Origin of the sequence: Actinomadura geliboluensis, assembly GCF_043197915.1 — a bacterium.
Classification (GTDB): Bacteria; Actinomycetota; Actinomycetes; order Streptosporangiales; family Streptosporangiaceae; genus Spirillospora; species Spirillospora geliboluensis.
Genome location: NZ_JBICUA010000007.1, coordinates 119,264 through 138,535, shown reverse-complemented (window position 1 = coordinate 138,535; position 19,272 = coordinate 119,264). Strand labels below are relative to the sequence as shown.

19 protein-coding genes are annotated in these 19,272 nt (G+C 73.7%); 9 read left to right on the top strand and 10 right to left on the bottom strand.

Annotated features, from left to right (window positions below; translation table 11 throughout):
• Nucleotides 1-4 precede the first annotated feature (4 nt).
• From ACGFI1_RS23245 to ACGFI1_RS23220, 6 genes are all read right to left on the bottom strand, one after another.
• Entirely contained in the window at nt 5-1,036 is a 1,032-nt protein-coding gene (locus tag ACGFI1_RS23245; RefSeq protein ID WP_387073334.1) for a branched-chain amino acid ABC transporter permease, read from the bottom strand.
• Nucleotides 1,033-1,899, bottom strand: a complete 867-nt coding sequence (locus tag ACGFI1_RS23240; RefSeq protein WP_387073332.1) for a branched-chain amino acid ABC transporter permease — start codon at nt 1,897-1,899, stop codon at nt 1,033-1,035. The genes ACGFI1_RS23245 and ACGFI1_RS23240 overlap by 4 nt, the downstream gene beginning before the upstream one ends.
• A gap of 1 nt (nt 1,900) precedes the next feature.
• Nucleotides 1,901-2,650, bottom strand: coding sequence for an ABC transporter ATP-binding protein (locus ACGFI1_RS23235; RefSeq protein WP_387073330.1), 750 nt, complete (start codon nt 2,648-2,650; stop codon nt 1,901-1,903).
• Entirely contained in the window at nt 2,647-3,408 is a 762-nt protein-coding gene (locus tag ACGFI1_RS23230; protein ID WP_387073328.1) for an ABC transporter ATP-binding protein, read from the bottom strand. Before ACGFI1_RS23230 ends, ACGFI1_RS23235 begins: the two co-directional genes overlap by 4 nt.
• 13 nt (nt 3,409-3,421) lie before the next feature.
• The gene (locus tag ACGFI1_RS23225; RefSeq protein WP_392787747.1) at nt 3,422-4,717 is read right to left on the bottom strand and encodes an ABC transporter substrate-binding protein; all 1,296 of its coding nucleotides are present in this window, start codon (nt 4,715-4,717) and stop codon (nt 3,422-3,424) included.
• Between the two features lie 205 nt (nt 4,718-4,922).
• Nucleotides 4,923-5,771: an IclR family transcriptional regulator gene (locus ACGFI1_RS23220; protein WP_392787745.1), complete on the bottom strand. Its 849-nt coding sequence runs from the start codon at nt 5,769-5,771 to the stop codon at nt 4,923-4,925.
• 114 nt (nt 5,772-5,885) lie between these two features.
• Here ACGFI1_RS23220 and ACGFI1_RS23215 point away from each other — a divergent pair, with 114 nt between their 5' ends.
• Nucleotides 5,886-7,376: an aldehyde dehydrogenase family protein gene (locus ACGFI1_RS23215; protein WP_301176476.1), complete on the top strand. Its 1,491-nt coding sequence runs from the start codon at nt 5,886-5,888 to the stop codon at nt 7,374-7,376.
• Between the two features lie 28 nt (nt 7,377-7,404).
• Here ACGFI1_RS23215 and ACGFI1_RS23210 read toward each other — a convergent pair whose 3' ends face one another.
• Both ACGFI1_RS23210 and ACGFI1_RS23205 read right to left on the bottom strand, forming a co-directional pair.
• Nucleotides 7,405-8,658, bottom strand: coding sequence for a hypothetical protein (locus tag ACGFI1_RS23210; RefSeq protein WP_392787743.1), 1,254 nt, complete (start codon nt 8,656-8,658; stop codon nt 7,405-7,407).
• A gap of 41 nt (nt 8,659-8,699) precedes the next feature.
• Entirely contained in the window at nt 8,700-9,551 is an 852-nt protein-coding gene (locus ACGFI1_RS23205; RefSeq protein ID WP_392787740.1) for an LLM class F420-dependent oxidoreductase, read from the bottom strand.
• Between the two features lie 158 nt (nt 9,552-9,709).
• On the opposite strand from ACGFI1_RS23205, the gene ACGFI1_RS23200 reads away from it, so the two are divergent.
• The 6 genes from ACGFI1_RS23200 (at nt 9,710) to ACGFI1_RS23175 (ending at nt 14,538) form a co-directional block, all read left to right on the top strand.
• Entirely contained in the window at nt 9,710-10,795 is a 1,086-nt protein-coding gene (locus ACGFI1_RS23200; protein WP_392787738.1) for an NAD(P)H-dependent amine dehydrogenase family protein, read from the top strand.
• Between the two features lie 26 nt (nt 10,796-10,821).
• Complete coding sequence (locus ACGFI1_RS23195; RefSeq protein ID WP_301176480.1) at nt 10,822-11,559, top strand: glucose 1-dehydrogenase; 738 nt, start codon at nt 10,822-10,824, stop codon at nt 11,557-11,559.
• Between the two features lie 15 nt (nt 11,560-11,574).
• Nucleotides 11,575-13,062: an FAD-binding protein gene (locus ACGFI1_RS23190; RefSeq protein WP_392787735.1), complete on the top strand. Its 1,488-nt coding sequence runs from the start codon at nt 11,575-11,577 to the stop codon at nt 13,060-13,062.
• 112 nt (nt 13,063-13,174) lie between these two features.
• Nucleotides 13,175-13,564, top strand: a complete 390-nt coding sequence (locus tag ACGFI1_RS23185; protein ID WP_138632922.1) for an ArsR/SmtB family transcription factor — start codon at nt 13,175-13,177, stop codon at nt 13,562-13,564.
• Nucleotides 13,503-13,979 (top strand): SRPBCC family protein, encoded by a 477-nt coding sequence (locus ACGFI1_RS23180; RefSeq protein WP_301176482.1) that lies wholly within the window; start codon nt 13,503-13,505, stop codon nt 13,977-13,979. Before ACGFI1_RS23185 ends, ACGFI1_RS23180 begins: the two co-directional genes overlap by 62 nt.
• Entirely contained in the window at nt 13,966-14,538 is a 573-nt protein-coding gene (locus ACGFI1_RS23175; RefSeq protein ID WP_392787732.1) for a TIGR03086 family metal-binding protein, read from the top strand. Before ACGFI1_RS23180 ends, ACGFI1_RS23175 begins: the two co-directional genes overlap by 14 nt.
• Nucleotides 14,539-14,571: 33 nt before the next feature.
• Here the strand turns inward: ACGFI1_RS23175 and ACGFI1_RS23170 are convergent, their stop codons facing one another.
• Complete coding sequence (locus ACGFI1_RS23170) at nt 14,572-15,975, bottom strand: FAD-dependent oxidoreductase (protein WP_392787729.1); 1,404 nt, start codon at nt 15,973-15,975, stop codon at nt 14,572-14,574.
• Nucleotides 15,976-16,100: 125 nt separating this feature from the next.
• Here ACGFI1_RS23170 and ACGFI1_RS23165 point away from each other — a divergent pair, with 125 nt between their 5' ends.
• Complete coding sequence (locus ACGFI1_RS23165; protein ID WP_392787726.1) at nt 16,101-16,913, top strand: VOC family protein; 813 nt, start codon at nt 16,101-16,103, stop codon at nt 16,911-16,913.
• 92 nt (nt 16,914-17,005) lie between these two features.
• Here the strand turns inward: ACGFI1_RS23165 and ACGFI1_RS23160 are convergent, their stop codons facing one another.
• Nucleotides 17,006-18,427, bottom strand: coding sequence for an aldehyde dehydrogenase family protein (locus ACGFI1_RS23160; protein WP_392787724.1), 1,422 nt, complete (start codon nt 18,425-18,427; stop codon nt 17,006-17,008).
• 102 nt (nt 18,428-18,529) lie between these two features.
• Here ACGFI1_RS23160 and ACGFI1_RS23155 point away from each other — a divergent pair, with 102 nt between their 5' ends.
• Complete coding sequence (locus tag ACGFI1_RS23155; protein WP_392787722.1) at nt 18,530-19,243, top strand: hypothetical protein; 714 nt, start codon at nt 18,530-18,532, stop codon at nt 19,241-19,243.
• Nucleotides 19,244-19,272: the final 29 nt, after the last annotated feature.

The window sequence follows — 19,272 nt, the reverse complement described above, 5'->3', positions numbered from 1 at the left end:
GCGCTCAACCTGCGGCATCGGGCCTCCGCACGTGGTAGCCGACGGGGAACAGGCTCAGCTCGGTCCGCCCGCGGATCAGGCCCCACAGCCCGCCCGGCAGCCACAGCGCCACCGCCATCCCGACGGCGCCGAGGAGGACGAGGTACCAGGAGCCGTAGTCGGCGAGGAGCTGCTGGAGCCCGAAGAAGACGAGCGCGCCGAGCAGCGGTCCCTCGACGAACCCGATGCCGCCGATCACCACGATGAAGATCATGTAGGCGGACCACTGTACGCTGAAGATCGAGTCCGGGTTGACGCTGAGCGAGCTGACGGTGATCACCGCCCCGGCCGCGCCGCACCCCGCCGCCGAGACGAGGTAGACCAGCAGCTTGGCGCGGCGCACGTCGATGCCTGCCGCGCCCGCCGCGGTCTCCTCGTCCCGCACCGCCATCAGCGACAGGCCGAGCCGCCCGCGCAGCAGCAGGTAGCAGCCGCCGATGGTGCACAGCGCCAGCGCCAGCGCGACCCAGTACGTCAGGGCGCCGCGCAGCGTCTGGTCGATGCCCGACAGCCCGGTCAGCCCCTTGCCGCTGCCGCCGCCGAGGCCGTCGATCCGCACCACCAGCAGCCGGTACACCTCGGCGATCACCCAGGTGCCGACGGCGAAGTAGTCGCCGCGCAGCCGGAACGCCAGCCACGAGGTGGGCAGGGCGAAGACCGCGCAGGTGAGCGCCGCCAGCGGGACCGCGAGGTAGGGCTGCACGCCGAGGTCGGCGAGGGCGATCAGGCTGTAGGCGCCGATGCCGATGTACGCCTGCTGCCCCACCGAGACCAGGCCGCCGAAGCCCGCGAGCAGGTTCCACATGCTCGCGAGCGCGATCAGCACGAACAGGTTGACCAGCGTGTCGGTGACGGAGCTGAACACCAGGAACGGCAGGGCCGCGAGCAGCACCGCGCCGGCCGCCATGGCGGCGGCCGACAGCTTCGAGGACCGGGCCGCGCGGCCCACCTGCAGGGCGCCGGCCGCGCGGGCCGCCACCATCTCGGAGATCGTCATGCGGTCCGTCCCGTGAGCAGGCCCTGCGGCCGGAAGGCCAGCACGGCGAGGAAGACGAGGTGGCCGGCGAGCAGCGTCAGCGCGGGGTCGACCTGCGCGCCCAGCGACTGCGTGATGCCGAGCACCATGCCGCCGAGCAGCGTCCCCCACAGGGAGCCGAGCCCGCCGATGACGACCGCCTCGAACGCGAAGATCAGCCGCGACGGGCCGATGGCGGGGTCGAACGAGGAGCGCACCGCGAACATCAGCCCGGCGAGCGCGACGGTCGCGAACGCGATGGCGGTCGCGATGCCGTACACGTGCCTGCTGTCGGCGCCCATGAGGCTCGCGGTCTCGCGGTCGTCGGACGAGGCGCGCAGCATCCGGCCGAGCCCGGTGCGCGACAGGAACACCTGGATGCCGATCAGCGCGCCGCAGGCCAGCAGGAACGTCGCCGCCGACAGGTAGCCGACCGAGATCGAGTCGGTGATCCGCCAGGAGCCGGTGGCGAAGGAGCCGCCGTCGAGGGTGCGCGTGTCGGCGGAGAACGTCTCCAGCAGCACGTTCTGCAGCACGATCGACAGGCCGAACGTGACGAGCAGGGTGGCGAGCGGCCCGGCCGCGAGGCTGCGCTGCAGCAGCACCCGCTGGGTCAGGTAGCCGAGCAGGGCGAACAGCGGGACGGTCACCACCAGCACGATCCACAGCGGCAGCCCGGTGCCGCTGACCATGGCCAGCGCCAGGAACGCCGCGACGACCGACAGGTCGCCGTGCGCCAGGTTGACGATCCGCATGACGCCGAACATCAGCGACAGGCCCGCCGCGAACAGCGCGTAGAGGCCGCCGAGCAGCACTCCTTGGATGACGGCGTTGAGCCAGCCCATGTCAGTCGTGTCCTTCCCGGCCCGCGGGCGCCGCCGCGGCGCCCGGGTCCGTGCCGATGCCGAAGTAGGCGTGCTCGACCTGCTCGGCGGTCAGGTCGGCGGGCCGGCCGGACAGCACCGACCGGCCTTCGAGGAGGCAGTGCACGTGGTCGGCGACCCGCATGGCCTGCGAGACGTCCTGCTCGACGATCAGCGCCGTGGTGCCGGCGCCCACGATCTCCGGCAGGAGCTCGTAGATGCGGCGGACGACCACCGGCGCGAGGCCGAGCGACAGCTCGTCGATGAGCAGCAAATCCGGGTTGGACAGCAGCGCGCGGCCGATGGCCACGGCCTGCTGCTCGCCGCCGGACAGCTGGGAGGCGTTCTGCCCGCGGCGGTCGGCCATCCACGGGAACAGCTCGTGGACGGCGGCGACCGTCCAGGGGCCGGGGCGCTTGCGGTACGCGCCCGCCAGCAGGTTCTCCTCCACCGTGAGGGAGTGGAACAGGCGCCGGCCCTCCGGCACCAGCGCGATCCCCTCGGCCACCCGCCGGTGCGCGGGCAGCCGGGTGATGTCGCGGCCGTCCAGGAGGACGGAGCCGGAGGTCGGCGGGTTCAGCCCGGCCAGGGCGCGCAGCAGCGTCGACTTGCCCGCGCCGTTGGCGCCGATGATCGCCAGGACCTCGCCCTTCGCGACGTCCAGGCCGAGCGCGTCCACGGCGCGCAGCTGGCCGTGGTGGACGGTGAGGTCGCGGACCGACAGCAGCGTCACGGCGCCTCGCCTCCTTCCTCGGGCAGGCCCGTCTCCGGGCCGCCGCCCAGGTACAGCTCGCGCACCCGCCGGTCGGCGAGCACGTCCATCGGCGCGCCGTCGGCGACCAGGGCGCCGCCGGCCAGGCACACCATCCGGTCCACGGTCTTGACCAGGGCGTGGACGACGTGCTCGATCCAGACGATGCCGAGGCCGCCGGCGTGCAGGTCCTTGATGATCGCGACGAGCTCCAGCACCTCCGGCTCGGTCAGCCCGCCGGCGACCTCGTCCAGCAGCAGCAGCGTGGGGGAGGTGGCCAGGCCGCGCGCGACCTCCAGGCGCTTGCGCTGGAGCAGGGTGAGCCGCCCGCCGGGGGTGTTGGCGAGGTCGGCCAGGCCGGTGCGCTCCAGCACCTCCATGGCGTGGGCCTGCGCCCGGCGGCCCTTGAGCGCCGCGCCCTGGTGCGCGCAGACGAGGACGTTCTCGAACGCGGTGAGGTGCTCGAACGGCCGGGGCACCTGGTAGGTGCGGCCGACGCCGGCCCGGGTGCGGGCGTGCGGCGGGACGCCGGTGACGTCCCGCCCGGCGAACCGCACCGCGCCGGCGTCGGGCCGCAGGTCGCCGGAGATCATGGCGAACAGGCTGGACTTGCCGGCGCCGTTCGGCCCCACGATCCCGAGCGCCTCGCCCGGCCGGACGCGGAGCGTCAGGTCCTCGGCGACGGTCACCTTGCCGAAGCTCTTGGTGACGCCGTCGAGATGCAGCAGCGGATCTGTCATCGACGCGGGCCGATCAGGCGTTGGTGGGCTTGAGGTCGCCGCCGACGGGGACCTCCTTGTTGGCCGTGTTGTCCACGATGACGACGTCCCAGGGGAACTTGGCGCCCTTGCGCCACTGCCCGCCGACCGGGTGCTGGATCGCGATGCCGGGCTGCGGGCCGGTGGTGAAGTCCAGCTTCCCGCTCATGCACTCGATCTTCATCGAGCGGAGCTTGGAGGCCACCTCGTCGCGGTCCTTCGGGTCGCCCGCGTCCTTGAACGCCTGGACGGCGATCTCGAACAGCGAGTAGACCGAGCCGAGCGCCTGCGTCCACTGCTTGCCGGTGGACGCGGCGAAGTCGTCGGCGAGCTGCCGGGCGCTGCGGCCGTCCAAGACGGACTTGTACGGGTGCGCCGGGCTCCACCAGAAGTCGGTGGCGATGTTGTCGGTGAGCCGGCCGAGCGCCTCCGCCTCGGACGGGAACAGCATGACCTTGGCGACGGTGGCGAGCTTCGGCGCGAAGCCCTGCTGCCGGGCCTGCTTCCAGAAGGTCTGGAAGTCCGGCGGGATCGGCGTGCAGGTGAACAGCTCGGCGCCGGACTCCTTGAACTTGGCGATCTGCGCGGTGAAGTCGGTGGCGCCGTTCTGGTAGGCGCCGCCGTCGACCGGGGTGTAGCCGGCCTTCTTCATCATCGGGCCGAGGCCCTGCCGGAAGGCGTTGGCGTCGGTGTCGTTGGGCCACAGCGCCGCGACGTTCTTGTTGCCGACGTCCATGCGCTCCCACATGGGGAAGAAGCAGTCGCCGAACTCCTGCATGCCGAAGAAGAACAGCGTCGTGTACTTGAAGCCCTCGCCGTCCTTGCCGTTGCGCCCGTGGAACCACGCCTCCCAGGGGGCGATCGTGGTGACGTTCGGGACGCCGTTGGCCTCGCACTGGTCGGCGACGGGGTTGGTGGTGTCCGGGGTGGACGAGCCGACGATGAGGTCCACCTTGTCGCTGTTGATCAGCTCGCGGGTGACCTCGGTGGCGCGGTTGGGGTTGGACTGGGTGTCCTTGACGACGATCTCGATCCGGCGCTTCCTGCCGCCGGAGGTGAAGCCGTTGCGGAGCGCGTTCTTGACCTGCTCGACCACGAAGTTGTCGGCGGTGGCGAAGCCGGCCAGCGGTCCGGTCTGCGGGCTGACGTAGCCGATCTTGAGGACGTCCGACGACGTGCTGCCGGTGCCCTTCAGCCCGCCGCACGCGGTCGCCAGCGACGTGCCGCCGAGGACGGCGGCCGTCTTGAGGAAGGAACGGCGGTTCAGTCCGCGCGTCGAGAACTCGCTCACGCCCAACTCCTTGTCGCCGCGGCGCTCCGGGGCAGGACGGGCTGGTCCTTCGTGCTCGGGAACGCCGCGGTTGCTCGGGGGAACACCTGGCTCTGCCGCCGCGCGGCCGAGGGGTCGCGGCCCGGGCGGCGGAAAGTTGACGTGACCGTACGGGCCCCCCACCTGCGGGGCAACAGCATGTTCCGAGGGCTCGAACGCTACTTTGCTATTTGGAACGCGGCTCTGACATGGGGCGATGGCCGAGCCGCCGGGAGATCTCGGCGGCGGCGCGCCGCAGCGGCGGCTCCACGCGTCCGGCGAGGGCCTCGACCGACGCGGGCGCGACGGTCAGGTGGACGGCCACGTTGACCGCCGCGATGACCGCGCCCGAGCGGTCGCGGACCGGCGCGGCGAACGAGCGCAGGCCCGGCGCGAGCTCCTCGTCGTTGACCGCCACGCCGCTCTGCCGCACCCGGGCGAGCGCGGCGGTGAGCTGCTCCCGGTTGGTGATCGTCTTCGGCCCCCGGCGCGCCATGTCGGTGCGGTCGAGGAGCTGCCGCAGCTCCGCCGCGTCCTTGTAGGCCAGCAGCACCTTGCCCATCGACGTGCAGTAGGCGGGCAGCCGCGACCCCACGTGCAGGTTGAGGTCCATGGCGAGCGCGCTGCGCCGGCCGCTGCGCCGCCGGTCGACGTAGACGACGTCGGGGCCGTCGCTCAGCTCCAGGCTGGCGGTGTAGCCGGTCTCGTCGGCCAGCGCCTGGAGCGGCGGACCGGCGAGGCTCGTCAGCTCCATGGAGTCGATCGCCGCGAACCCGAGGTCCACCGCGCGCGGGCCCAGGGAGTACTTCTTGGTCTCCGGGTCCTGCTGGAGGTAGCCGAGCTTGGTCAGCGTGGCCACGTACCGGTGCGTCGTGCTCTTGGTCAGCCCCGCGGCCCGGGCGAGGTCGGCGATGCCCAGCACCGAGCGGCTGCCGGTGAAGGCGGACAGAACGCGCAGCCCGCGCTCCAGCGACGCGGAGAACGTGGGGTCGGCGGCGGGCCGGGCGCGCCTGCGGGGGGAGTCGTCGTCGGTCACGCGGTCAGAATACGGCTCGGAAGTTCCATATATCCGAACGTTTTTGACCACCACGGCAGGGATGGCAGTCTTCTGGGGCCGGTGCGACGACGCGAGCGAGGAGAACCGACCCCCATGGCCGAAGCGGAGCCGAACGGGAACGGCTGGCGCAAGCCGCGCGTCGGGCACTTCATCGGCGGGGAGTGGGCGGAGTCCGCGTCCGGGCGCTCCTACCTGAACCGCTCCCCGTGGTCGGGCGAGACGCTCAGCGAGGTCGCCGCCGGCGACATCGAGGACGCCGACCGGGCCGTGGCGGCGGCCCGCGCGGCGTTCGACGGGTGGGCGCGGACGCCGCCGCACGAGCGGCAGCTGGTCTTCCTGCGCGCGGCCGACGTCCTGGAGCGGCGCGGCGCCGAGGTGCTCGCCGCGCTGGCCGCCGAGACCGGCTGCGGCGCCGTCTTCGGCGGCGTGCAGCTCGGCTTCGCCGTCCGGCTGCTCCGCCAGGCCGCGCAGCTGGCGTACCGCCCGGCGGGGGAGCTGCTGCCGTCGGACGTCGAGGGCACCAGCGCGATGGCCGTGCGGCGGCCGGTGGGCGTGGTCGCGGCGATCGCGCCGTGGAACGCCTCCCTCACCCTCGCCGGGCGGGGCATCGTCGGGCCGCTCGCGCTCGGCAACACCGTGGTGCTCAAGCCGTCGGAGGACGCCCCGTACACCGGCGGCGCGCTCTGGGCGGAGATCCTGCACGAGGCCGGCCTGCCCGCCGGGGTGCTCAACGTCGTCACCCACGCGCCCGGCGAGGCCGGCGGGATCGGCGACGCGCTGCTCGCCAGCCCGCTCGTCCGGCGGATCAACTTCACCGGCTCCACCCCGACCGGCCGGCGCCTCGCGGAGAAGGCGGGCCGGCACCTCAAGCGGGTGGTGCTCCAGCTCAGCGGGCAGAACCCGCTCATCGTCGCGGGCGACGCCGACCTCGGCTACGCCGTGGACGCCGCCGTCTACGGCGCGTTCGTGCACCAGGGGCAGGTGTGCATGTGCGCCAGGCGCGTCTACGTCGAGCGCCCGCTGATGGAGGAGTTCGCCGAGCGGTTCGCCGCCCGGGCCGCGGCGCTGCCGACGGGCGACCCGTCCGACCCGGCGACCGTCGTGGGCCCGGTGATCAACGAGTGGGCGCTCGCGCTCATCGACCGGCGCGTCAAGGAGGCGGTCGGGCTCGGCGCCCGCGTGCTGGCCGGCGGCGACCCGCGCCCGCCGTGCTACCCGGCCACCGTGCTCGCCGACGTGCCGGACGAGGCCGAGATCGCGCAGGGCGAGACGTTCGGCCCCGTGGTGGTGCTGGAGGCGGTCGACTCCGCCGAGGAGGCCGTCGCCCGCGCCAACGCCTCCGACTTCGGGCTCGTCGCCTCGGTCATCACCGGCGACCGGCGGCGCGGGCTGCGGCTGGCCGCGGCGCTCGACGTCGGCATCGTCCACGTCAACGACCAGCCCGTCAACGACGAGCCGCAGATGCCGTTCGGCGGCGTCAAGGACACCGGCTGGGGCCGGTTCGGGCTGGGGTTCGCGGCCGAGGAGTTCTGCGAGCTCCAGTGGGTCACCGTCCGCGACCAGGACCGCGAGTTCCCCTTCTGACCCGCCCGCCCCCGACGCCCCGCCGCGGTCAGACGGGTGTGATCGGCAGCGGCCGGCGCGGCTCGAAGGCGAAGCCGGCGCCGGTGCTGAACCGGACGACGGCGACCTCGCCGGACTCGGGGGCCGGCTCCTCGCGGCGGACGACGGTCAGCCGCCATCCCGGGCCGTCCCCGGTGACCTCGACGTCGAGGTGCGGGTCCACGGCGCGGACCACGGCCTGGAGCGCGTCCGTCCAGCCGGGGCCGCACAGCGAGATCCAGGCGCCGTCCTCGTGGGCGGGGGACGGCCGGACGGCGACCGTCGCGCCGTCGATGCCGGCGTCGACGTAGGCGGCGGGGTTGAGGAGCGGGTGCAGGGCGAGTGCGCGGGCCGCGCCCCGCTCGTCGCCCGGCAGGTCCAGCGCGCGGGCGAGCCGTTCGGCGGCGATGCCGGCGATGCCCACGAGCTGCTTGCGGCGGATCCGCAGCAGCGCGTCGGCGCCGTCGGCGCGCTCGGCGACGGCGAGCGCGAAGGCGCGGTCGAGCAGGTGCATCTGCAGGCACACCTCGTCGGCGATCCGGGCAAGCGCGGAGTGGGAGAACGCGGCGAAGTCCAGGTCGGACAGCAGCGGGCCGGAGTAGTCGGCGAGGCCGTCCCCGGCGGGGTCGATCGGCGCGAGTTCGAGGGTCGCGGCGCGGGACCGCTCGTTGACGGCCAGCAGGGGGATGCCCCGCGCCTCCGGGTGCGCGTCGTCGATGGTGACCGTCCACGCGCAGTGGGGGTGCCGGTCGGCGGGCAGGCGCGGCGGCCGGTGGATCGGACGCACCTGCGCCCTGGGGTTGGTGGCGACGGCGGTCGCGTCGAAGGTGGGGTCCTCGATGTCGTGGCACATGGAGCGGACGTAGTCCTCGCCCATGGGCTCGACGTCCATGAGGGCGCCGCAATGGTCGAGGTGGAACTCGCCGTGCCACCGGTCGTGGACCGTGTAGCGGAAGTCCATGAACTGCGGGGGAGCGCCGATGTCGAGCTGGAGGCCCTTGAAGATGGTCGGGACGTCGCCCTTGCCGGGGACCTCGGGGGCGTAGCCGAGCGCCCGCTGCATCCGGCGGGTGTAGATCGGGCTTGAGGCCGCCCACTCCTCGATCGCGATCCGCGCCATCTCCTCCCGTCCGAAGGCGGAGATGCACCACGCCATCCCGGAGCGGTCGATGAGCTGCCCGATCAGCAGCAGCTCGGGGACGGCGGCCGCGAGCAGCTCCCGGGACAGGGCGGCGTAGCGGCTCGGCGGGGGCGCAGGGGTCATCTGCCGGTCTCCTTGGTCGTCAGCTCTGGGCCCGTCGGTCGTCAGCTCTGGGTCAGGCCGAGCCGGGCGGCGGTCTTGTCCAGGTACGTGAGCACGGCGGCCTCGTCGGCGTCGGGCACGCCCCAGATCAGTTCGCCGGCGCCGGCGGCCTCCCACTCGGCGAGGTCGTTGGGGGTGGGCTTCTTCGCGACCAGGATCCGCACGTCGGGCTCGCCGGCGCGGCCCGCCTCGTCCCACTCCTCGCGCAGCAGGGCGACCCGTTCGGCGATGTCCGTCTCGATCGGGGTGGTCATCCAGCCGTCGGCGTGGCGGGCGATCCACTTCATGGTCTTGGGCCCGCCGCCCGCGCCGATGATCACCGGGATGCGGCCCTGCGGGGGCTTCGGGTAGGCCCAGCTGGGGCCGAACGACACGAACTCGCCGTCGTAGGACGCCTCCTCCTGCGTCCACAGCGCGCGCATCGCCTCCAGGTACTCCTTGAGCACGGTGCGCCGCTTGGCGGCCGGGACGTGGTGGTCGGCCAGCTCGTCGGTGTTCCACCCGAACCCGGCGCCGACCGTCACCCGGCCGCCGGACAGGTGGTCCAGGGTCGCGAGCGTCTTGGCGAGGGTGATCGGGTCGGACTCCACCGGCAGCGCGACCGCGGTCGCCAGGCCGATCCGGGAGGTCACCGCGGCGGCGGTCGCCAGCGACACCCACGGGTCGAGGGTGCGGGTGTAGCGGTCGTCGGGCAGGTCTGCGCCGCCGGTGGGGTGCAGCGCGTCCCGGCGGACCGGGATATGGGTGTGCTCGGGCACGTAGAAGGTGTCGAAGCCGCGCTCTTCGGCGGCCTTGGCCAGTGCCGCCGGGGTGATGCCGCGGTCCGAGGTGAAGAGCACGATTCCGTTGCGCATGGACGCCATACTAGAACGCGTTCTACCAATTCTGGAATAGTGACTGGACAGCTGTCCGGCCGAGACGGCTCCCGTCCGGCGCCATTGCGGCGCCGCCCGGCCCGGCTCTAGGGTGGACACCTGTCCAGGCAGCTGACCAGCCCGCGCCGAGGAGCACCATGGCCATCCGCGTCCTTCATGTGGCGACCGGCAACGTCGGCCGCATCGCCCTGTCGCAGCTGATCGAGGACCCCCGCTTCGAGCTGGCCGGGCTGGTCGTGTCGAACCCGGAGAAGGTCGGGCGGGACGCCGGGGACCTCGCGGGCCTGGACGCGGTCACCGGCGTGACCGCCACCGCCGACCTGGACGCGGCGCTGGCCCTGCGTCCGGACTGCACCGTCTACTGCGCGCTCGGCGAGACCCGCCTGTTCGAGGCGCTCGACGACCTCCGGAGGATCCTCGCCTCGGGCAGCGACGTCGTCGCGTCCTCGCCGGTGCCGCTGATCCACCCCTGGGGCGTGCTGCCGGACCGCATGATCGCCCCGATCGAGGACGCCTGCCGCGCCGGCGGGACGAGCCTGTTCGCCACCGGGGTCGACCCCGGCTGGATCAACGACCTGCTGCCCTTCGCGATCGCGAGCACCTGCCAGCGGGTGGAGCGGGTGCGCTGCTCGGAGATCGCCGACTACGCGACCTACGACGGCGCCCCGGTCATCTTCGACTTCATGGGCTTCGGCCGCCCGGTGGGCGACCTGCCGAAGATGTTCAGGCCGGGGATGCTGGCGGCGTCCTGGGGCGTCAGCCTCCGGATGCTGGCCCGCGGCTTCGGCTTCGAGCTGGACGACATCACCGAGCGGTTCGAGCAGGAGCCCGCCCCGGAGGCGTTCGACGTGGCCGCCGGGCACATCCCCGCGGGCGGCGTCGCGGCCATGCGGTTCCAGATCGCCGGCGTCGCCGCCGGCAAGGAGGTGCTGGTCATCGACCACACCACCCGGCTGCGCGCCGACCTGCGCCCCGACTGGCCCCGGCCCGCGCAGGACGGCGGCTCCTACCGGGTCGAGATCACCGGCGAGCCGTCCTACCGCGTCGACGTCTGCCCGTCCAGCGCGCGCGGCGACCACAACTACGCGGCGATCGCGGCGGGCGCCGGGCGCATCGTCAACGCCGTCCCCGACGTCGTCGCGGCGCCGCCGGGCCTGCGGACACCGCTCGACCTGCCCTTCAACACCGCCCGCGGCGTGTTCGCGGCGGCGCTGGCCGGCTGAGGCACACCGAGGAGAGGACACCGGCGATGGGACGTGTGGACGGGAAGGTCGCCCTGGTCAGCGGCGGCGCGCGCGGCATCGGGGCGGCCGCCGCGCGGGCGCTCGCCGCCGAGGGCGCGCGGGTCGTGATCGGCGACATCCTCGACGACGAGGGCCGCGCCGTCGCGGCCGAGCTCGGCGAGGCGTGCCGCTACGTGCACCTCGACGTGACGAGCCCGGAGGACTGGACGGCCGCCGTCGCCGCGGCCGTCGGCGAGTTCGGCCGCCTGAACGTGCTGTTCAACAACGCGGGCATCGCCAACGGGGCCGCCATCACCCGCTTCTCGCTGGAGAAGTGGCAGAAGATCATCGACGTCAACCTGACCGGCCCGTTCCTCGGCATCCGCGCCGCCGCCGACGCGCTGATCGCGGCCGGCGGCGGCTCGATCATCAACAACTCCTCCATCGAGGGGCTGCGCGGCACCTCCTGGGCGCACGGCTACGTGGCCTCCAAGTGGGGCCTGCGCGGCCTGACCAAGTCGGTCGCCGTCGAGCTCGCGCCGCACGGCGTCCGGGTCAACTCGCTGCACCCGGGGCTGATCCGCACGCCGATCACCGAGGGCATCCCCGACGACATGGTCCCGATCCCGCTCGGGCGTCCCGGGCAGCCGGAGGACGTCGCCTCGTTCGTGGTGTTCCTCGCGAGCGACGAGTCGTCCTACGCCACCGGAGCGGAGTTCGTCATCGACGGCGGCACCGTCAACCAGATCCCGCACAAGGGCTGAGCGAGGCGAGGAGCGATGGACGCACACCCCTCTCCGGGACTGGCCGTCCCACAGGTGCTGCCGGCGGCGGACCTGCCCGGCGGCGCCGAGCGCTTCGACGTGGTCGTCGTCGGGTTCGGGATCGCCGGCGGCTGCGCCGCGCTGGAGGCCGCGCGCTCGGGCGCCCGCGTGCTGCTGCTGGAGCGCGCGGCCGTGCACGGCGGCACGTCCAGCATGTCGGGCGGCCACTTCTACCTCGGCGGCGGCACGGCCGTCCAGCGGGCCACCGGCCACGAGGACACCGTCGAGGCGATGGCGCGGTACCTGGCGGCGAGCACCAAGGACCCCGACGAGGAGAAGATCCGGGTCTACTGCGAGGGGTCGGTCGCCCACTTCGACTGGCTGGAGGCGCTCGGGTTCCGGTTCGAGCGGTCCTACTTCCCGGGCAAGGCGGTGATCCAGCCCGGCACCGAGGGCCTGATGTTCACCGGCAACGAGAAGGTGTGGCCGTTCCGCGACGAGGTCCCGCCGGCGCCGCGTGGCCACAAGGTGCCGGTGCCGGGCGACACCGAGGGCACCAAGATCGTGATGGACCTGCTGCGGGACCGGGTCGAGGAGGCCGGCGTCGAGGTCCGCTACGAGACGGGCGCGACCAACCTGGTGGCCGCCGAGGACGGCGCGGTCACCGGTGTCGCGTGGCGCAGGTACGACGAGACCGGCGTGGTCGGAGCCGCCGCCGTGGTGATCGCGGCCGGCGGGTTCGTGATGAACCCCGACATGGTCGCCGCCTACACGCCGGCCCTCGGCGGCAAGCTGTTCACGCTGGGCGGAAGCTACGACGACGGGCTCGGGATCCGGCTCGGCCAGTCGGTCGGCGCAGCGCTGGAGCACATGGACGAGCCCTTCATCACCGCGCCGTTCTACCCGCCGTCGTCGCTGGTCAAGGGGCTGATCGTCAACAACCGCGGTGAGCGGTTCGTCGCCGAGGACAGCTACCACGCCCGCACCTCCTACTTCGTGCTCCGGCAGCCGGACGCGACGGCGTACCTGATCGCCGACAGCGACCACATGGAGGAGCAGCGGATGCCGCTCGTCCCGCTGAAGGACGGCTACGAGACCATCGAGGAGATGGAGGCCGGGCTGAAGCTGCCGTCCGGCTCGCTGGCCGCGACGATGGCCCGCTACAACGAGCACGCCGCACGCGGCGAGGACCCCGACTTCCACAAGCACCCCGACTGGCTGGCGCCGCAGACCCGGGGGCCGTGGGGCGTCTACGACCTGAGCCTCGGCACCGCCCTGTACGCCGGGTTCACGCTCGGCGGCATGGCCACCAGCGTGGACGGCGAGGTGCGGCGGCCCGACGGGTCGGTCATCGCCGGGCTCTACGCGGCCGGAGCCTGCGCGTCCAACATCGCCCAGGACGGCGCGGGCTACTGCTCGGGCACCCAGCTCGGCGAGGGCTCCTTCTTCGGCCGCCGCGCCGGCCGCGCCGCCGCCCTCCGCGCCACCGCCGCGTCCCGCTAGGGCCCGCGTCCTTCTCACCTAGTTAGAGCTGGGCTTTCAACCGAAGGGTTGACGGCTGGCCTGGGCGCGGCCTACGGTGGCTTTAAACCATCAAGTTGAAACGGAGGGGCCGATGACCGCGGACGCGCTGTCGCAGGTCTTCGCGGCCCTCGCGGACCCCACCCGGCGCGACATCGTGGCCCGGCTCTCGGAGGGCGACGCGACCGTGGGCGAGCTCGCCGAGCCGTACCGGATGTCGCTGCAGGCGGTCTACAAGCACCTGCGGGTCCTCGAAGGGGCGGGGCTCGTCAGCCGGCCGGCCGGGCCGCAGCCGCGGCGGGTACGCCTGGAGATCGGGGCCCTCGACCTGATGGACACCTGGATCGAGCGCCACCGGGCCCGCGTCGAGCGGCGCTACCGCCGCCTCGACGCCGTCCTGGAGGGGATGAGGGAGGACGAGCATGACCACCGAGACGACCATCGAGGCCGACCCGAAACTGCCGATCATACGGATGAGCCGTGACTTCGCGGCGACGCCCGAGCAGCTGCTGCGCGCCCACACCGACCCCGAGCTGTTCGCCCGCTGGGTCGGCCCGGACGGGATGGACACCCGGATCGACCAGTGGGACGCGCGCACCGGCGGAAGCTGGCGGTACGCCGCGGCGCGCGGCGGCGACGAGTACTGGTTCCACGGCTGCTTCCACGAGGTGCGGCCCGGCCGCATCGTGCAGACCTTCACCTTCGAGGGCGAGCCCGACGGCGTCGCGCTGGAGACGCTGTGGTTCGAGGACCTCGGCGACGGCCGCACCCGGCTGCGCGCGCAGTCGCTCGTCGACAGCTTCGAGGGCCGCGACGCCTGGCTGCGCAGCGGCATGGAGACCGGAGTGAACGAGGGGTACGCCAAGCTGGAGAGGATGATCGCCGATGGCGCTCTCTGACCTCCCCGCCGACCGGCACCGGCAGATCGCCGGGCTGTTCACCGACCGCGTCCGCGGCACCCGCTCGTGGGACGCGCCGTCCCCGGTCGCCGGCTGGACCGCCCGCGACGTGGTGCGCCACCTGACCGAGTGGTTCCCCGCGTTCCTGGCGTCCGGCGCCGGCCTCCGGCTGCCCGCCGGGCCGTCGGTGGACGCGGACCCCGTCGCCGCGTGGCAGGTGCACTGCGACGGCGTGCAGGCGGTGCTGGACGACCCGGAGACGGCGGACCGCAAGCTCACCAACCCGCACATCGGCACCCTGCCGCTGGCGCCCGCGATCGACCGGTTCTACACCGCCGACGTGTTCATGCACACCTGGGACCTGGCCAGGGCCACCGGCCAGGACGACCGGCTCGACGCCGGCTTCTGCGCGGAGCTCCTCGGCGGCATGGAGGGGATGGAGGAGGTGCTCCGCTCGTCCGGCCAGTACGGGCCCCGGGTCGAGGTGCCCGGCGACGCGGACGTCCAGACGCGCCTGCTCGGCTTCATCGGCCGCGACCCGTTCTGGCGGGCGCCCTGACCCGGACGCCCTGATCCGGACGGCCGCGCCGCCTCAGCCGCCGCCGGTGGCGAGGCGGCGGCCGAGGAGCCGCCCGAAGGTCAGGGCCGGGGTCACCAGCATGCCGCCGCAGAAGCTGTTGCCGCAGGTCGCGGCGGCGCCGATCAGCTCGCCGAGCGCGTGCACGCCGGGCATCGGGGTGCCGTCGGTGCGGCGGACGCGCAGCCGCTCGTCCACGTCCAGGCCGGAGAAGGTGATCAGCGTGATGCCGTGGTTCTCCATGGCGAAGAAGGGGCCGTCCGCGATGGGCGCGGGCAGGTGGGCGCGGCCGAACTCGGTGTCGCGCCCGGCGGCCACGGCCGCGTTGTAGCGTTCCACGGTGCCGGTGAGCCCGGCCGGGTCGATGCCGGCGAGGGCGGCCAGCCCGGCGATCGTGCCGGCCTTGTGGACGCCCTTGCGGGTCCCAGCCTTCGCCAGGACGTCGTCGGGGCTCCAGCCGATCACCATGGGGACGGAGTTGAGCCGCGCCCGGTCGTCGAAGACCGTCCAGAAGGTCCCGTCGGTCGCGGAGGCGAGGGCGCGCTCCTTGCGGTCGATGCTCCGCTCGTCCTCGGCGACGAAGCGGCGGCCCGCGCGGTCGACGTAGATCTCCCAGGGGAGCCGCTCGGTCGCGACGAGCAGCGGCCGCTCCTCGTAGTACGCCTTGCCCGGGGTGGTGGGGTGCGGCAGCCCGCCGAACGTGGGCAGGTACCGCCCGCGCCCGGCGATCGCGGCGCCCGCCTCGCGTGCGATGACGAGCCCGTCCCCGGTGGACGTCGGGTGCGCGGCGCTGACCAGCGGGACGCCCTCGATCTCCTGGAACAGCTCGTGGTCGGCGGCGAAGCCGCCGGTGGCGAGCACGACCGCCGGGGCGGTCACCTCGACCTCGTCGACCCCGTTGCGCAGGACGGTGACGCCGGGCGCGCCGGTGAGGGCGATCGCGGTGCTGCCCAGCCACAGCTCGACGCGTCCCGCGGCGACCTGCTCGTCCAGCAGCCGCTTGAGGACGGCCAGGATGGACAGGCCGCCGTCCTTGCCGTAGTAGGTGCGCGGGACGCCGTAGGGCTCGTGGCCGTAGACGAGCCGGGGCGACTCGGGGGCGAAGTCGAACCCGTGCTCGTCGAGCCAGTCGATGGTCTCGGGCGCGTGCCGCGCGGCGAGTTCGACGAGGTCGGCGCGGGCGGTGCCGCCGCTGATCCGCTCGATGTCGGCCAGGTGCCGCTCGACCGAGTCGGCGATCCCGCGCTCGCGCTGCCGCCGCGTCCCGGCGGCCGACATGTGCCCGCCGCTGGTGTGCAGGGTGCCGCCGATCCGGGCGTCCTTCTCCACGAGCAGGACCCGGGCGCCGTGCCGCGCGGCCTCCACGGCGCAGGGGATGCCGCCGGTGCCTGCTCCGATGATGACGACGTCGTACGGCACACCCGCTCCTTCTTGTTCCGAGTTTAGGAACGATGTTTCATTATTGTGGTCTATGTTGCTGTGTCGGGACGGGTGGCGCAAGGCCCGTCCCCGGTTTCGGGAACGGCGTTCCAATGGAGGTAGGCATGCTCGGAGCGGTCATCGAGGCCGTGGTGGCCACCCGCGACCTCGCGGCGTCCATCGGCTTCCACACCCGCGCCTTCGGCATGGACGTGCTGGAGCGGGACGCGGGCTCGGCCCTGCTCGGCGTCCAGGGAGCGCCGACCGGCCGCCTGCGCCTCGTCGCCGCGCCGGACGCCCCGGCGGAGCCCACCCCGCGGATCTGGGACATCGGGCCGCGGCTCCTCGGCATCTACTCCCGCGACCTGGAACGGACCGCCGCCGCGGTCGACGCCGCCGGGGGCGCGTCCCGCGACCGCGTGACCTACCCGTACGGCGCGGCCGAGCTGAGCGAGTTCGTGGCGCTCGGCGCCGACGGCGTCTGGTGGACGATCCCGCGCGCCGCCGCCGGCCACCGGCCGAGCCCGGCGCTGGAGGGCGACCCGGCCCGGCTGCACGGCGAGCTGCACACGGCGGTGCTCGTCCCGGACGACCACGACGCGGCGGTCGCGTTCTTCACCGGCGCGGGCCTGGAGGTGCTGTTCGCGGGCGAGATGTCGGGGGAGCCGTTCGACCGGATGACCGGCATGCCGCCCGGCGCGGCGCTGCGCCTGACGTTCCTCGTCCCGCCGGACCACGCGCCCGCCCGCCTGGAGATCATGTCGTTCACCGGCGTGGACGCGAAGGACCGGTCCGGGGGCCCGCTGGGGCTGCGCCGGCTGGTGTTCGCCTCCGAGGACCCCGCGGCGGCGCTGCGGGGCCTGGAGGCCGCCGGCGCCGAGCGTCTCGGCGCCGCGGCGGTGCGCGGACCGGCGGGCGTCGAGATCGAGGTGCGCTGACTCGGCCGTCCAACCCCCTGTCAGTCGAACCGCCCGTGTCAGCCGAACCACCCGTGTCAGCCGAACCACCCGTGTCAGCCGAACCACCCGTGTCAGTCGAACCACCAGGGCGCCCGGTCCTCGGGGGAGCGGATCAGGAAGGAGCGCTGCCGCTGGAACCGGCGGATCGACGCGGGGCCCATCCGCGAGCCGCCGAGCCCCGAGGACTTGAAGGCGTTCTTCTCCCCGTCCTGCACGAAGCCGGTCAGCGACGCGTCGTTGACGCTGACGCCGCCCGCCTCCAGCCGCTCGCCGACCGCCAGGGCGGCCTCGGTGGTGCCCGCGAACACGGCGGCCGACAGCCCGTAGGCGCTGTCGTTCGCCAGCCGGACCGCCTCGTCGGCGTCCGCGAACGGCATGACCGGCAGGACGGGCCCGAACGTCTCCTCCCGCATGACCTTCATGGTGTGGTCGACGCCGGTGAGGACCGTGGGCTCCAGGTAGGCGCCGCCGCCGAGCACGCGGATCTCCCCGCCGCACCGGACGGACGCGCCGCGCGCGACCGCGTCCGCGAGATGCTCGCGGATGATCCCCACCTGGTCGGCGGAGATGATCGGCCCGAGCTCCCCGTCGGTCACCTCCGGGTAGGCCAGGCCGACCTTGCGGGCCCGCGCCACCAGCAGGCCGACGAACTCCTCGAACACGGGCGCGGCCGCGTACACCCGCTCGATCGACATGCACGAGTGGCCGGTGTTGACCGTCCCGCCGTAGAGGATCGCCTGGGCGGCGCGGTCGAGGTCGGCGTCCGCGCAGACGATGGCCGGGTCCTTGCCGCCGAGCTCCAGGAACGCCGGGATGAACCGGGCCGCCGCGGCGGCGCCCACGGCGCGGCCGGTCCGCACGCTGCCGGTGAAGCAGACCAGGTCGACGGCGTCGACGACGGCCGCGCCGGTGGCGCCGTCGCCGTCGACCACGGTGAGGACGCCGTCCAGCGCGGGCACCGCGGCGGCGCACTCGCGCAGGACGGAGGCGAACCGCGGGGTGATCTCGCTCGGCTTGAGCAGCACCGCCGAGCCGGCGAGCAGCGCGGGCACGGCGTCGATCATCGCGAGCAGCAGCGGGAAGTTCCACGGGCTGATCGCGCCGACGAGCGGGTACGGCAGCGGCGCCTGCCGGAGGCCGATGCCCGGCATCGAGGTCGGCACGGGGTCCGGGCCGGCGGCGTCGAGCAGTCCGGGGGCGCGCTCGCACCAGCGGTCCAGGGAGGCGAGGACGCTGTCGGTCTCCAGCCGCGACACCTGGAGGCGCCCGGTGTCGCGGACGAGCGCCGCCGTCATCGCGCTATCCCGCTCGGCGATCGCGTCCCGCAGCGCGCGCAGCGCCGCCACCCGCCCGGCGGTGCCGAGCGCGAGCCAGCCGGGCTGCGCAGCGCGGGCCCGGCCCGCCGCCGCGGCCACCTCGGCGGCGTCGGCGCAGCGGAGCGTCCCGTCGGTGCGCCCGGTGCGCGGGTCCCGCACGCCGATCTGTCGAGCCATCCCAACCTCCCGGAATCTGTTCCGACGACTGTAACGCCGTTCCATTGAAACCGGAATGATGGTACAGATAATAGTCTGACCTTTCCCCCTGACGGAGGCCCCGTGATCGGCACCCACGGATGGACGCTGCACAGCTGGGCGATCCTGCTCCACATCGTCCTGTTCGCCTACTGGCTCGGCGGCGACCTCGGCGTCTTCTACTCCAGCCGGTTCATCCTCAAGCCCGAGCTGTCCACCGAGGCGCGCGGCGTCGCGGTGAAGATCATGCACGTGGTCGACATGTCCCCGCGGATCTGCCTGGTGCTGTTCCTGCCGAGCGGCATCACGCTGATGGCGGCCGACGAGCTCGGCCGCGACGTCTTCGGCGGCTGGCGGCTCGCCGTCGTCTGGGCCCTCGCGCTGGTCTGGCTGTGGCTGGTCGTCGCCGACTACCGGCGCCGGCCCGGCCGGTACGGCGACCTGGTGCACCGCACCGACCTGGTCGTGCGCGGCGCGCTGATCGCCGGGCTGCTCGGCGCGGCCGGCTACACCTTCCTCGCCGAGGAGCCGTTCGGCGTGACGTCCAACCCGAAGTGGCTGGCCGGGAAGGTCGCCGCCTACGCGCTGTGCATCGCCGCCGGGCTGATGATCCGGGTGAAGCTGAAGCCGTTCGGCGCCGCCTGGGGGACGCTGCTCGCCAAGGGCAGCGACCCGGCGGTGGAGCGCGACATCCGCGGCGCCGTCCAGGGCAGCATCCCGTACGTCCTCGCGATCTGGACGCTGGTCGTGGTGGCCGCCCTGCTCGGCGTGGTCAAGCCCGGATCGACGGCGTACTGAATGCGGCGCGACTCCCAGGGGCGCGGCGG

What these genes read in the sequence shown, in the direction of transcription:
- ACGFI1_RS23245 (WP_387073334.1), bottom strand. Translation starts at nt 1,036, where the DNA reads ATGACGATCTCCGAGATGGTGGCGGCCCGCGCGGCCGGCGCCCTGCAG.
- ACGFI1_RS23240 (WP_387073332.1), bottom strand. Translation starts at nt 1,899, where the DNA reads ATGGGCTGGCTCAACGCCGTCATCCAAGGAGTGCTGCTCGGCGGCCTC.
- ACGFI1_RS23230 (WP_387073328.1), bottom strand. Translation starts at nt 3,408, where the DNA reads ATGACAGATCCGCTGCTGCATCTCGACGGCGTCACCAAGAGCTTCGGC.
- ACGFI1_RS23215 (WP_301176476.1), top strand. Translation starts at nt 5,886, where the DNA reads ATGGCCGAAGCGGAGCCGAACGGGAACGGCTGGCGCAAGCCGCGCGTC.
- ACGFI1_RS23210 (WP_392787743.1), bottom strand. Translation starts at nt 8,658, where the DNA reads ATGACCCCTGCGCCCCCGCCGAGCCGCTACGCCGCCCTGTCCCGGGAG.
- ACGFI1_RS23205 (WP_392787740.1), bottom strand. Translation starts at nt 9,551, where the DNA reads ATGCGCAACGGAATCGTGCTCTTCACCTCGGACCGCGGCATCACCCCG.
- ACGFI1_RS23200 (WP_392787738.1), top strand. Translation starts at nt 9,710, where the DNA reads ATGGCCATCCGCGTCCTTCATGTGGCGACCGGCAACGTCGGCCGCATC.
- ACGFI1_RS23195 (WP_301176480.1), top strand. Translation starts at nt 10,822, where the DNA reads ATGGGACGTGTGGACGGGAAGGTCGCCCTGGTCAGCGGCGGCGCGCGC.
- ACGFI1_RS23190 (WP_392787735.1), top strand. Translation starts at nt 11,575, where the DNA reads ATGGACGCACACCCCTCTCCGGGACTGGCCGTCCCACAGGTGCTGCCG.
- ACGFI1_RS23185 (WP_138632922.1), top strand. Translation starts at nt 13,175, where the DNA reads ATGACCGCGGACGCGCTGTCGCAGGTCTTCGCGGCCCTCGCGGACCCC.
- ACGFI1_RS23180 (WP_301176482.1), top strand. Translation starts at nt 13,503, where the DNA reads ATGACCACCGAGACGACCATCGAGGCCGACCCGAAACTGCCGATCATA.
- ACGFI1_RS23175 (WP_392787732.1), top strand. Translation starts at nt 13,966, where the DNA reads ATGGCGCTCTCTGACCTCCCCGCCGACCGGCACCGGCAGATCGCCGGG.
- ACGFI1_RS23165 (WP_392787726.1), top strand. Translation starts at nt 16,101, where the DNA reads ATGCTCGGAGCGGTCATCGAGGCCGTGGTGGCCACCCGCGACCTCGCG.
- ACGFI1_RS23160 (WP_392787724.1), bottom strand. Translation starts at nt 18,427, where the DNA reads ATGGCTCGACAGATCGGCGTGCGGGACCCGCGCACCGGGCGCACCGAC.